This window comes from Paenibacillus sp. NPDC058367, assembly GCF_042723305.1.
In the GTDB taxonomy this organism is placed as follows: domain Bacteria; phylum Bacillota; class Bacilli; order Paenibacillales; family Paenibacillaceae; genus Paenibacillus_AQ.
The window spans coordinates 1,169,197-1,181,908 of record NZ_JBHXIZ010000002.1 but is presented as its reverse complement, the minus strand read 5'-3'; the positions used below and the strand labels follow the sequence as shown (position 1 = coordinate 1,181,908).

Annotated in this window: 10 protein-coding genes; 8 read left to right on the top strand and 2 right to left on the bottom strand. The window is 40.0% G+C overall.

Annotated features, from left to right (window positions below):
* Nucleotides 1–52: 52 nt before the first annotated feature.
* The gene (locus ACFWMP_RS16335; protein ID WP_379424239.1) at nucleotides 53–994 is read right to left on the bottom strand and encodes an AraC family transcriptional regulator; all 942 of its coding nucleotides are present in this window, start codon (nucleotides 992–994) and stop codon (nucleotides 53–55) included.
* Between the two features lie 151 nt (nucleotides 995–1,145).
* Between ACFWMP_RS16335 and ACFWMP_RS16330 the strand changes: the two genes are divergently transcribed.
* The 8 genes from ACFWMP_RS16330 to ACFWMP_RS16295 all read left to right on the top strand — a co-directional run bounded on the left by ACFWMP_RS16330 (nucleotide 1,146) and on the right by ACFWMP_RS16295 (nucleotide 11,624).
* Complete coding sequence (locus tag ACFWMP_RS16330; protein ID WP_379424238.1) at nucleotides 1,146–2,054, top strand: DMT family transporter; 909 nt, start codon at nucleotides 1,146–1,148, stop codon at nucleotides 2,052–2,054.
* 42 nt (nucleotides 2,055–2,096) lie between these two features.
* Nucleotides 2,097–2,429, top strand: coding sequence for a chaperone CsaA (csaA, locus tag ACFWMP_RS16325; protein ID WP_076283759.1), 333 nt, complete (start codon nucleotides 2,097–2,099; stop codon nucleotides 2,427–2,429).
* Nucleotides 2,430–2,672: 243 nt separating this feature from the next.
* Nucleotides 2,673–3,599: an aminoglycoside phosphotransferase family protein gene (locus ACFWMP_RS16320; RefSeq protein WP_379424237.1), complete on the top strand. Its 927-nt coding sequence runs from the start codon at nucleotides 2,673–2,675 to the stop codon at nucleotides 3,597–3,599.
* Nucleotides 3,600–3,846: 247 nt separating this feature from the next.
* Nucleotides 3,847–6,498 carry an endo-beta-N-acetylglucosaminidase gene (locus tag ACFWMP_RS16315; protein ID WP_379424236.1) on the top strand — a complete coding sequence of 884 codons (2,652 nt, stop codon included), beginning with the start codon at nucleotides 3,847–3,849 and terminating at the stop codon, nucleotides 6,496–6,498.
* Nucleotides 6,499–6,730: 232 nt separating this feature from the next.
* Nucleotides 6,731–9,343, top strand: coding sequence for a phosphoenolpyruvate synthase (ppsA, locus tag ACFWMP_RS16310; RefSeq protein ID WP_379424235.1), 2,613 nt, complete (start codon nucleotides 6,731–6,733; stop codon nucleotides 9,341–9,343).
* Between the two features lie 231 nt (nucleotides 9,344–9,574).
* Entirely contained in the window at nucleotides 9,575–9,952 is a 378-nt protein-coding gene (locus ACFWMP_RS16305; protein WP_042188380.1) for a VOC family protein, read from the top strand.
* A 164-nt stretch (nucleotides 9,953–10,116) separates the two neighbouring features.
* Nucleotides 10,117–10,803: a FadR/GntR family transcriptional regulator gene (locus ACFWMP_RS16300; RefSeq protein WP_042188382.1), complete on the top strand. Its 687-nt coding sequence runs from the start codon at nucleotides 10,117–10,119 to the stop codon at nucleotides 10,801–10,803.
* 38 nt (nucleotides 10,804–10,841) lie between these two features.
* On the top strand, nucleotides 10,842–11,624 hold the full coding sequence (locus ACFWMP_RS16295) for an ABC transporter ATP-binding protein (protein WP_042188384.1): 783 nt from the start codon (nucleotides 10,842–10,844) through the stop codon (nucleotides 11,622–11,624).
* Between the two features lie 53 nt (nucleotides 11,625–11,677).
* Here the strand turns inward: ACFWMP_RS16295 and ACFWMP_RS16290 are convergent, their stop codons facing one another.
* Nucleotides 11,678–12,556 carry an AraC family transcriptional regulator gene (locus tag ACFWMP_RS16290; protein WP_339241042.1) on the bottom strand — a complete coding sequence of 293 codons (879 nt, stop codon included), beginning with the start codon at nucleotides 12,554–12,556 and terminating at the stop codon, nucleotides 11,678–11,680.
* Nucleotides 12,557–12,712: the final 156 nt, after the last annotated feature.

Sequence of the window (12,712 nt, the reverse complement as noted above, 5' to 3'; positions counted from 1 at the left end):
AGTCAAACAGGGCAAAAGAAGCCTTCGTGACTGCCACTTTTTTTTATATAGTTTAAAACAATTCCGGCCCCCGTCCAGGAGTATCTATTGGCAAAGTATCTTGGATTTTGATTTCATTTCTTAATTTCCGGAAATCTTTAGGTGTTCTTGTTTGATGTTTTTTAAAGGACTGAATGAAGTTGTTAACATGATTAAAACCAACTCTATGGGCAATTTCAGTTACTGTATAATCAGTTGAAATTAATAGCTCCATACTTTTCTTAATCCGGTACTTTATTAAATATTCATACGGTGTGATATGAAGGGTCTTTTTGAAACTACGGGTACATTCTGAAACACTTAAATGAGCAGCATCAGAAATATCTTGCAAAGTTATATTAGTTGCGTAGTGCTGATGGATGAAAGAAAGCATGAGTTGAAGTCGTTCTTGCTGCCTTTTTACGTATTTAGCTGTGTCCTCAAAGGAGAGAGAAATATTAGATATCAAGGTTAACCAGAGTTGTACGGTTCTGATAGAAACCTCATATTCCCATCCCCATTTCTTTGGCATATCAAATCTATTCTTCAGCTCCAAAAGCATGTTTAGTACATCTCTTTGCCATTCAGCATCTCCTTTAATTACTAGAGACAGTAAGGAAGAGTTCGTATAAGGTGATACATAATTTTTTTCCATAGCACTATCTGCATAAAAGACCAACAGCTTTTCAGGAAAATTGAAACTCACATACTGACCGTCAGGAGTCAGGTGCGTCGTAACATGAAGGGCACCTTTATTGATGAAAATGGCTTGGCCATTTTTCAATTCATAATCAATACCATTCACTTGTATAACTAGTTTACCTTGAGTAACCAAAGTGATCTGAAGTTCTTCGTGCCAATGTAAGTCATTAAATCCTCGTCCTTCAGGGATAATTTTCCGAGAGTTAGCTGTGTACATAACGTATGGAAATGAAGCATCAGGAAAAAGAATGTTCTCGTGCAGCAGTTTTGACATCTAATGACGTCCCTTCTAAAATGATGATATTTATATATAATACAACGATATAATGACACAATTTAAACAATGATGATGATATTATTATATCCAATCTTGATTTTATCACTCTGTGCACAGGAAGTAGATAGAACATTTTGGAGGATTATATGTGAAATCAAATAAACCGTCATATCCGTACATTTTGCTTTTTATTAGTATTTTATCTATTTCGATCTCTTCCATCATGATAAAATTTTCAAATACTCCCACCTCTGTAGCCGGCATGTATAGATTGTTTGCTTCTGTAATTTTATTGCTTCCTTTTGTATCATGGAAAAAGCTTCGCTGTCTGGAGATGAGTAAAAAAGACTGGAGTATTGTTTTCTTAGCGGGTCTCTTTCTTGGATTACACTTCTTATTTTGGATGGAGTCTTTAGTTTATACTTCAGTTGCAAGCTCTATGGTGATATTATCATTGCAGCCTTTATTTGTAATGATTGGTTCATACTTCATCTTCAGAGAACAGGTAAATGTGGTAAACATTCTTTGTTTAGTGATTGCACTTCTGGGTTCAATAGTTATCGCTTGGGGAGACTTTGGAGTTTCTAAAGTGGCGTTAATAGGGGATGGCTTATCATTATTAGGAACCGTTTTTGTATCAGCGTATATGCTGGCAGGACAAAAAGTAAGTCATAAAATAGGAGCAAGTTTATACAGTGTTATTGTTTTTTTCCTTGGCGGAAGCGTCTTGTTAATCTACAATTTGTCAAACCATTTCTCTTTGATAGATTATAACTCTTCGGACTGGATCTATTTCTTTTTACTCGCATTAATCCCAACTATTTTGGGACAATCTATTATTAATATGTTATTGAAATCTTTAGGTGCAACTACTATTTCTGTAGGGATTATTGGTGAGCCTGTTCTCGCCATAATACTAGCTTATCTATTCTTGGGAGAAACAATCACTAGCTTTCAATTTATAGGAGGGATGATGACTCTACTCGGCATGGGGATGTATTTCTGGGTAAAAGCCTTCAATTACACTACTGTTAAATATCAGAATCAAAGTAGATAAGCAAATAAATTAAGAAAATATCATTTAAAGGGAGAATGCTATATGGCTATTATTGATGATTTTTTGAAATTGGATATTCGTGTTGGAACAATAATTAAATCTGAATTCTTCGCCGAAGCAAAAGTTCCTGCGATCAAGCTTGAGATTGATTTTGGAGATGAGATCGGAATAAAGAAATCTAGTGCACAAATTACTAGAAGATATGTGGCTGAAGATATCATGGGAGAACAAGTAATTGCGGTAGTCAATTTTCCTCCTCGACGAATTGCAGGCTTTAATTCAGAGGTATTAGTCCTTGGAGGTGTACCTGAAAAGGGTGACGTAATTCTATTGAAGCCAGATATGAAACTGCCTAATGGAACACCCATAGGATGATTTTCCAGAAATATAATTAAGTCTAATACTTAACTAGTTGGTCCCCTAAAAATGTCCCCTCTGTTCAATAATGCTCAGTTGCGGATAATTCAATTATAATTGTTTTTACTATCCAGTTTATCAATACTATCTGGTAAGCTGTACGTAAATTGATCGTATTAGGAAACGAAAGGCTAAGAAAATTTTGAAGTAGTCCTCAAAGGATACAGATCTGAGACTATTCGATTTATAGGAGTTGAAGCAATGGTGATGTATGAGAAACCGAAATTGGCCATAAGTGAAATTGAAAAAGTATTAGAAAATCATCTTGGGCCTGGTTCAACTGAGATTAAACCGCTTTCTGGCGGCAACATAAGTAATGTGTTTTCATTCAACCACGAAGGGAAGGGGTATGTTGTGAAATTCAGTGATCTGGAAGGAGCATATGAAACGGAACACTATGTATCCAATTTGCTCTCAGGTCAAAACATCCCTTTCCCCAAATGTTTGGCGTTAGGGAGAATTAACCAGTTAACCTATATAATCATGGAACGAATGGAAGGACGGAATCTATCCGATTTCACAGCAGAGGAACAAACTCATCAGTTGCCTGAGATTATTAGTATTTTGAAAAAAATGGCTGAAGCAGATATTGGGTCAACTAACGGCTATGGGTGGATCGCTGCTGACGGCAACGGATCCTATGTATCATGGAAAGACTTCGTCGTTGCCGTAAATGCAGAGGATCAAAGGGGAACATTCTGGGAGAACTGGCATGATCTCTTCCGTACTTCTTGCTTGGAGAGAGATGTATATGAAGAAATATACGGTCGGTTGATGGACTACGTACCCTATAATGAATCGTACAGAAGCTTTATACACGGAGATTTTCAACAGTGGAATATTTTGTCCGATGGAACACGAATTACCGGCATCATCGATGGGAATTGCATGTACGGTGATTCTCTCATAGACCTTGCGATTCTCGATCGGCATATGCCGTGGAGTGATGTCATTAAGACATATCAAATCAATCAAGAGAAAGCCAGCATAAAGATACCTTATTTTAAAGAGCGGCTAATGGGAGCTTATTATTTCAAGGGGCTCGACGGACTACGCTTCTATGCTAAAATGGGATGGAACGATGCTTATCAGAACACACGGCAATTTCTTTTAAATCTGAATGCTTAACGTCAGGATACATAACTTGAAATCCCAAACAAGTCCAGTATTGATTCTAAATGACATAAAAAGATTGAGAGCCCCCATTTGTTTAAATGAGGGCTCTTTTATTTATGGAGTGCTGTCTGATACTAGCTTCAGACTTACAATCTGTAATATTTGCACCTGGACTTGTCATTAATCCACTATCTAGAGCTTTGTCCAACTTGATAAAATGTAAGCGCAATCATAAAATAATCGATTGGAGGAGTACGGCATGAAAAAGATTGGTGCAGGTTTTATATTCTTATTTGTGATGTGCGTAGCATTATCCACTACTGCGTTCGCTAAACAGCCTTATTCATCCTACTGGTTTCCAGAGCAATTGCTTCAGTGGAGTCCTGCATCCGACCCGGATGCGGTATTCAACCGAAGTACAATTCCTCTGCAAGACCGCTTTGTGACAGATGGAGTCAATGCTCATGCGACAAAAGCGCCAAAAGTTATGGCTTTATCAGCACTGAACTCGGGAACAAGTGGTGTGCCATCACAGGGATCAGACAAATTTGGAGCTAATACGTTTACTTATTGGCAATATGTTGACAAGCTGGTCTATTGGGGCGGATCTGCCGGTGAAGGAATTATCGTACCACCAAGCGCTGATACGATCGACGCAGCACATAAAAATGGGGTACCGATCGTCGGAACGGTGTTCTTCCCGCCAACTGTTTATGGAGGGAAATATGAATGGGTGAAGCAAATGCTTCAGCAGAACAGCGACGGTTCCTTTCCTGCCGCAGATAAGCTGATCCAGGTTGCGAAGTATTACGGATTTGACGGCTGGTTTATTAACCAGGAGACTGAAGGTGGAACACCAGCTGATGCCCAGAAAATGAAAGCTTTCTTAAGTTATCTAGAATCGCACAAATCTGCAACTATGCAAATCGTATGGTACGACTCCATGACCAAGGAGGGCAGTATCAGTTGGCAAAATGCGCTAAATGACAAGAATGCAATGTTCCTGCAAGACAATAATAAGAAAATAACAGACAATATGTTCCTGAACTTCTGGTGGAAAGATCTTAAAAGCTCGGCAGAGAAGGCCAAAAGTTTAGATAGAAGTCCGTATGACCTGTATGCAGGGATAGATGTTGAAGCCAAGGGCTACGATACGAATGTGAACTGGAATCTGCTGTTTCCGGATGGTCAACCTGCCGTCACTTCCCTTGGTATCTACCGTCCAGACTGGTCTTTCAACAGCGCAGAAAGCATGGAGGATTTCTTCGCACGCGAGAACAAATTCTGGGTGGGGCCAAACGGGAATCCGGGTAACACCGTGAGCGATCAGGCCTGGAAAGGAATCGCGAACAATGTGGCAGAATCATCCCCTGTAAATAAGCTACCTTTCATCACCAATTTCAATACAGGAAGCGGGCAGAAATATTATGTCCGAGGGCAGCAGGTACGAGATAAGGGATGGAATAACCGGAGCCTGCAGGATATCCTGCCAACATGGCGCTGGATCGCAGACAGCAAAGGAACTTCACTTACTCCAGAGCTCGATTGGTCAGATGCGTATTACGGTGGCAGTTCGCTGAAGATTTCAGGTGATCTGAGCCATAACAATGCAACGCATCTGAAGCTATACAAGACAGACCTTAAAATCGAAGCAAGCACAAAGCTATCGGTTACTTATAAAACGCTGAACAAGCCTAGCTTGAAGGTAGGTCTTGCTTTTGCAGACCAACCAGACCAATTTATCTTTCTTAATGTGAAGGATAAGACAGCACCAGGCTGGACTACCGAAACTTTGAATTTGACCCCATACAAAGGGAAACGAATCGTAGCAGTATCACTTTATTTTGATTCCAAGGATACGATTAGTAATTATAGTATTCAAATTGGCCAGCTCTCCATCCAAAATGCCAACGACCCGATCAAAACGCTGCCGGCGGTTCGCGATCTGAAGGTTACTCAATCCGATTTCCGCGATGGAATTTATGGAGATGCTAGATTGGAGTGGAAAGCACTTGATCAGCAGGTGAAGCAATACGAAATCTATAGAGTACTTCCAGATGGTAGTGAGGTTTTATTGGGCGCAACGCCAAATCATGTGTTTTACGTTCCTGAGATGAGAAGAATAGACAAAGAAACACTAACAGCATTAAAGGTCGTTGCAATCAATGGAAGATACGAGCAAGGTCAGGCCTCCAGCGCGAAGATCAGCTGGCCAGCTTATCCGAAGCCGATTGCAGAGTTCAAGGCAGATCGGACCTTGGTAGCTCCAGGTGAGAGCGTAAACTTCACCGACCTGTCGACCGAAGTGACAGAAGAATGGTCATGGAGCTTCGAAAGCGGTAGCCCAGCTGTCAGCACATCGAAGAACCCGGTTGTAATGTTCAATCAGGAGGGCATATATAACGTATCACTAACTGCAACCAACAGTTCGGGCCAAGACACAATTATGAAAAAGGCGCTCATTACAGTGAGTAAGGAAGCTGGTGCGGTGAAGAATTTAGCACTTGGAAAACCTGCAACAGCCGATCATGCATGCGGAGACAAGGAAGGCGCGCCAAACGCAGTTGACGGTAAAGTGACGGATAATAGCAAGTGGTGTGCACTTGGAAATCTGCCTCATTGGCTACAAGTCGATCTAGGAGCCGAACATCAAATCAGCACTTTTATCATCAAGCATGCTCAGAGTGGAGGAGAATGGTCCGGGTTTAATACAAGCGATTATACCATTCAGGTGAGTAACGACGGAACGAACTGGACGGATGTTGTAAACGTGCAAGGAAACTCGGCAGCTGAGTCGACAGACGCGATTGCTTTGGTGAAAGCTCGCTATGTAAAATTAATAACTCTTAAGCCAACCCAAGGAGCCGATACAGCAGCACGAATTTATGAGTTTGAAGTCTATGGGTTGTAGTTCGGTTCGAACCATGGTTTTTGAATAACAAATAATAGCGGGAAACACAAAAAAAGAACCTGAATAGCTTTCAGGTTCTTTTATATTGCATATAAAAAGACACGATGATATAATCGGATCACGACTTTTAAAAATATAAAGGCATAGATAATGCATCTTATATTTATAATATACCATGCAGCTAAACTCTTGTCAAATTTTTTCTCATTTTAATGGTTAGGAGAGATTTTGTATGCATTCATTGGTTCTTGGTTTTCAGGAAATAGAAACCACACAGCTTTTGCTCGTGGGCGGAAAAGGGTTGAATTTAGGGCGATTATCAACTATCGAAGGAATAAAAGTACCAGAAGGATTTTGTGTTACAACAGTGGGCTACCAAAAAGCCATCGAAAAGAACGAAAAGTATCATATTTTATTGGATCAACTATCCATATTAAACGTAGACGATCGAGAGCAAATTGGTGAAATCAGTAAGAAGCTTCGACAACTCCTCATGGAAGTAGAAATTCCTTCCGATGTTGTGACAGCAGTTACTCACTATCTCTCACAACTTGGTGAAGAACAGGCTTATGCAGTACGCTCTAGTGCAACTGCTGAAGATTTACCACATGCCTCATTTGCCGGTCAACAGGACACCTATTTAAATATCATCGGAAGAGAAGCAATCATGCAGCACATCAGCAAATGCTGGGCATCTCTATTTACGGATCGCGCGGTAATCTACCGCATGCAAAATGGATTTAATCACAGACAGGTATATTTATCTGTTATCGTGCAAAAGATGGTTTCCCCTCAGGCTTCAGGGATTTTATTCACTGCTGATCCGATGACTTCTAATCGAAAGCTGCTATCTATTAATGCCAGTTTTGGGCTCGGCGAAGCTCTGGTCTCTGGCTTGGTATCTGCCGATTGTTATAAAGTACAGGAAGAGGAAATCGTCGATATGATGATAGCAACCAAAAAATTGGCTATCTATGGATTAAAAGAAGGTGGAACAGAGACCCTGAAAATCGATCTCGATCAGCAAAAGACTCAAACCCTTTCCGAACAACAAATTTTACAACTGGCACGTTTAGGTAGAGAGATTGAAGCTTATTTTGGTTGTCCACAAGATATCGAATGGTGTTTGGATCATGATACTTTTTATATTGTTCAGAGTCGGCCAATCACTACTTTATACCCGATCCCTGAAGTAAATGATCAAGAAAATCACGTTTACGTATCTGTCGGTCATCAACAAATGATGACGGATCCCATGAAACCACTAGGATTGTCTTTTTACCTGTTAATCACTCCTGCACCCATGCGTAAGGCCGGTGGAAGGTTGTTTGTTGATGTTACACATATGCTGGCTTCACCTGTCAGCAGAGAAAATTTCATAAATACCCTTGGGAAATCCGATCCGCTCATAAAAGACGCATTTATGACCCTAATAGAACGAGAATATATAAAATCGTTACCAGATGATAGAAAAGAACAGAGTCCCGTTAATAGCAGTAAAGATAGTTCGTCAGAAGGTTTTCAAGCATTAATCGAAAATGATCCGGCAATCGTTTCTGATTTGATTAAGAACAGTCAAACGTCGATAGAAGAATTAAGACAAAACATCCGAACGAAATCAGGAGCAGATCTATTTGATTTTATTCTTGAAGATCTCCAGGAATTAAAGAAGTTCTTATCTGACCCACAAAGTACAAAGGTTTTTATGACTGCTATGAACGCTTCGTCATGGATTAATGAAAAAATGTACGAGTGGTTAGGTGAAAAAAACGCAGCAGATATGCTTTCTCAATCTGTACCAAACAACATTACCTCAGAAATGGGTCTGGCGCTTTTGGATGTTGCAGATGTGATTCGTCCTTACCCGGAAATAGTTGATTATTTACAACATGTAAAAGATGATGTTTTTTTGGATAAACTGGTTAAGTTTGATGGTGGACAAGCAACTCAAGACGCATTCTATGCTTATCTCAACAAATTCGGAATGCGATGTGCCGGTGAAATCGATATTTCGAGAACTCGTTGGAGTGAAAAACCGATTACACTTGTCCCCATGATTCTCAGTAATATCAAAAACTTTGAGCCTAATGCTGGAAATCGAAAATTTGAGCAAGGCCGACAGGAGGCTTTAGAAAAAGAACAAGAGTTATTAGATCGATTGAAGCAATTACCGGATGGAGAACTAAAAGCTGAAGAGACAAAACGAGTAATCAGTTTTATCCGGAATTATATCGGTTACCGTGAATATCCAAAATACGGAATGATTAACCGCTACTTCATTTATAAGCAAGCTTTACTGAAAGAAGCCGAACAACTCGTAAAAGCTAGCGTTATTCATAAAAAAGAAGATATATTCTATCTCACTTTTGAAGAACTTCACGAAGTCGTACGCACAAATAAACTAGATGAACAGATCATCAGCAAACGAAAAGACGATTACAATTTTTTTGAAAAACTTACTCCGCCACGTGTAATCACATCTGATGGTGAAATTATTACAGGTGAATACAAACGAGAAAATCTGCCAGACAAAGCGATTATAGGTCTCCCTGTTTCTACCGGAGTAATAGAGGGACGAGCTCGTGTCATCTTAAACATGGAAGAGGCAGATCTGGAAGATGGCGATATATTAGTCACCGCCTTTACTGACCCTGGCTGGACATCATTGTTTGTATCTATTAAAGGCCTGGTCACCGAAGTTGGCGGACTGATGACCCATGGAGCCGTTATCGCTCGTGAATATGGCTTGCCAGCAGTTGTCGGAGTGGAAAATGCCACCAAGCTGATAAAAGACGGGCAACGAATTCGTGTGAATGGAACAGAAGGTTATATTGAAATATTGTAGAGGTATTTAAAAATAAAAATAATTATCGATGTTCTCTTTCGCTGGTCTGAAATTCGGTTTAATGTAGGAAAAGAAAGTAAATAATATGGGGATATGGACAACCTCCGGAAACAAAGCCAACTTATATTTGCAAAAGGGGAGTTCGAATTAATATTCCTTGACGTGAATATTCTTCATGAGGTATATTGTAAAAGCAATAAATTATCCCGACTAAGAAGGAGAGTATAACTTATGATTAATAAAATTGGACAAATTATGTTATATGTAAATAACCAAGAGGAATCCAAAAAATTCTGGACAGAAAAGCTAGGATTTGAGGTGATTTTAGACGAAACAAATGGCCCTATGAGATTTATCGAGCTTGCTCCGAAAGGTGCAGCGACTAGTATTGTTCTTCATAATAAAGAGTTGGTTGCCCAAATGAATCCTGAAATGAATCTCGGAACACCTTCTTTAATGTTCTTTTCGGATAATTTTGATCAATTGAATCGAGAGTTGAAGGACAAAAATGTTACGGTTGGAGATATTGTAGAAATTCCCGGTGGAAGAGTATTCAATTTCGCAGACGGTGAAAATAACTACTTTGCGGTAATGGAAAAAGGGCAATAAAATTGAGTGAACATGCAATAAGGGGATAGTTAAATAAATTACGTCAGCAGCTAATCAAAATGATTAGCTGCTTTTTTATTCCCATTATGACCGTTATAAACTTCAAAATCTTACTTGTTAAGTAAAGAATATCATGTTATTCTGCAAAAAGAGGAGATGATCAGATGTTTGAAAAGGGGTCGTTCCAACCCGTTCAAGCCACTAAGTTAGTGGACGATGTTGTTAATCAAATACAACAAAAAATTTCAACAGGAACAATCCTGCCAGGAGACAAATTACCTCCAGAACCTGAATTAATGAAATTATTTAATGTAGGGCGATCAACGATAAGAGAAGCAGTCCGTGTGTTAGTTCATGCTGGTCTATTGGAGAAAAAGCAGGGTTTTGGAACTTACTTAAAATCCAGTCCTATTATTCAAGAACCACTTACCCATCGTTTACTTCGTGCAGAATTGATTGAGGTCTTTGAAGCTCGAAAAATGATTGAATTAGAAATCGCAAGATTAGCAGCTCTACGGCATGATGACACTGACTTATTCAACATGCGAAAACATTTGGATACAAGAGATATGGCTCTAAAGCAGAATGATCGTGAACTGTATGCCAAATCGGATATTGAATTCCACATGGCTGTAGCAATGGCAAGTAAAAACGCTGTAATCATTGACTTATATAGAACGTTTACTCATATTTTGTCAGATGCAATGAGTAAATTAAACCGTAATTATAGTTCCCATGATCCTCAATCCGATTACCATGAACAAGTATATGAATCTATTAAAAATGGGGATTCAGATCAAGCAGTACAATCGACGCTCAAAATTTTAAATGGAACACTTTCTGAGCTTTAAGTTCAATATAGACATTCATGTAGAGGAGGAATTTGGGCATGATTATATCACTCAAAAATGTATCATGGCAACGTGATACAACAATGATCTTACGCGATATGAATTGGGAAGTGAAACAAGGGCAACACTGGTGTATCGTCGGACTAAACGGTTCAGGCAAGACGACGATGCTGAACGTAGTAAACGGCTATATATGGCCGACGACTGGGCAAGTCGAAGTGCTAGACCACCGCTTTGGCGATGTGGATCTTAGAGAGTTACGGAAGCGAATCGGTTGGGTCAGCACCTCGCTGCAACAGAAGCTATACGGCCATCAGACTGCGCTGACCATCGTCCTCAGCGGAAAATTCGCAACTATCGGTTTATATGACAAGACGAATGAAGAGGATCAAAAGCAAGCCGAGGAGCTGATGGAATTTCTAGACTGCTCTTCCTTAGCCGCTCGTACATACGATACCTTGTCGCAAGGTCAGCGTCAGAAGGTCCTCATTGCACGCGCACTTATGGCCAATCCAGATCTATTGATCCTTGATGAGCCTTGCACAGGACTCGATATTTTTGCCCGAGAACAGCTGTTACAAATGATTGAGAAGATTACGAAGCAACCGAACGGACCAACTTTGCTGTATGTAACGCATCATATCGAGGAGATAACATCATGCTTTACACATACTTTGCTGGTGAAGAACGGAGAAATCTACAAAGGGGATGAGACAGAAAACTGCTTGCAGTCGGATGTGTTGAGCGATTTCTTTGATACCCCCGTTGAAGTTCAGGAGCATCACAATCGCAAGTGGCTTACACTTGCCGGTGATAAGTAGGAAAAGCTGCCTAGCAATTGCTAGGCAGCTTTTGTTATCTTGAATGTTAGAAGCTAGTGTTCACTTCGAATAGAATTACTATATTGTCGGGGACTCATTCCTATCTTTTTTTTAAATATTTGGTGAAAAAATTTGAGATCAGCATATCCAACTGCAGCGGCAATTTCACTTACACTTCTATGACCTCCTGAAAGCATACGACATGCAGCATCCATTCGAATACTTTGCGTATAATCTGTAAAGCTCATTCCAGTCTGATGCTGAAAAAGGCGACTGAATTGCCGTTCGCTAAGGTTCGCTTTACTGGCGAGATCACTAAGTTTAAGCCCATTGGCATAGTTGTAATTTATAAATGCAATCGCATCATCCACTGCCATCCATTGCGGCTTATCCCCTGATGGCGCAACAATCTGCAATCGATGTCTAAACAAGCCTGTTAATATTTGTACGACTAGAGCATCGAGTACAGCTAGATATCCTGGCGGTTTTGCCGAGAATTCACGAAACAGTTCACGAAACATTATATGGTATGCGCCATTGACATCTTTCATAGAGTACCATAGCAATTGCATGTCTGTGAAAAATTCACAAATATCTGTAGCGTGAGGAAAGGTAGCCTGAAGTTCTGATAAATACTCTACTGGAAATAAACAGTTATAAACGATGAGCGGGCGGTCTTTCATCGGGGTCTTAGGTCGAAATACATGACTGCGTCCAATGGGGATAAAAAATAACGTACCGTGCTCGACAGGAACAGCCTCATCGTCAATGTAGTGAACGCCTGCTCCTTCACTGATATAAGTAATTTCGATAAACTCATGGGAATGCGCATTCAATTCGAACGTTTCGCAAGCCCTGTTCACATAAATTGGCACACCAGGCTCGAAAAAGCTATCTCCAGACATGACAAAAGTGCTGCGTCTGATACTCATAATCGTGGCCCCTTTCAAATTGCTAAGGCTAGACATATCGTACGAAACTAATGAATGAATGTCTAGATCCACCTATAAAAATGTCTGAAATACCCCCAATTCTAAATTCTCTCAACTCATACAATAGAAATAGCTGCCGGATCAAAGATCTATGAA

Coding starts and splice junctions, on each gene's coding strand:
- ACFWMP_RS16335 (WP_379424239.1), bottom strand. CDS start 994: ATGTCAAAACTGCTGCACGAGAACATTCTTTTTCCTGATGCTTCATTT.
- csaA (WP_076283759.1), top strand. CDS start 2,097: ATGGCTATTATTGATGATTTTTTGAAATTGGATATTCGTGTTGGAACA.
- ACFWMP_RS16320 (WP_379424237.1), top strand. CDS start 2,673: ATGGTGATGTATGAGAAACCGAAATTGGCCATAAGTGAAATTGAAAAA.
- ACFWMP_RS16315 (WP_379424236.1), top strand. CDS start 3,847: ATGAAAAAGATTGGTGCAGGTTTTATATTCTTATTTGTGATGTGCGTA.
- ppsA (WP_379424235.1), top strand. CDS start 6,731: ATGCATTCATTGGTTCTTGGTTTTCAGGAAATAGAAACCACACAGCTT.
- ACFWMP_RS16305 (WP_042188380.1), top strand. CDS start 9,575: ATGATTAATAAAATTGGACAAATTATGTTATATGTAAATAACCAAGAG.
- ACFWMP_RS16300 (WP_042188382.1), top strand. CDS start 10,117: ATGTTTGAAAAGGGGTCGTTCCAACCCGTTCAAGCCACTAAGTTAGTG.
- ACFWMP_RS16295 (WP_042188384.1), top strand. CDS start 10,842: ATGATTATATCACTCAAAAATGTATCATGGCAACGTGATACAACAATG.
- ACFWMP_RS16290 (WP_339241042.1), bottom strand. CDS start 12,556: ATGAGTATCAGACGCAGCACTTTTGTCATGTCTGGAGATAGCTTTTTC.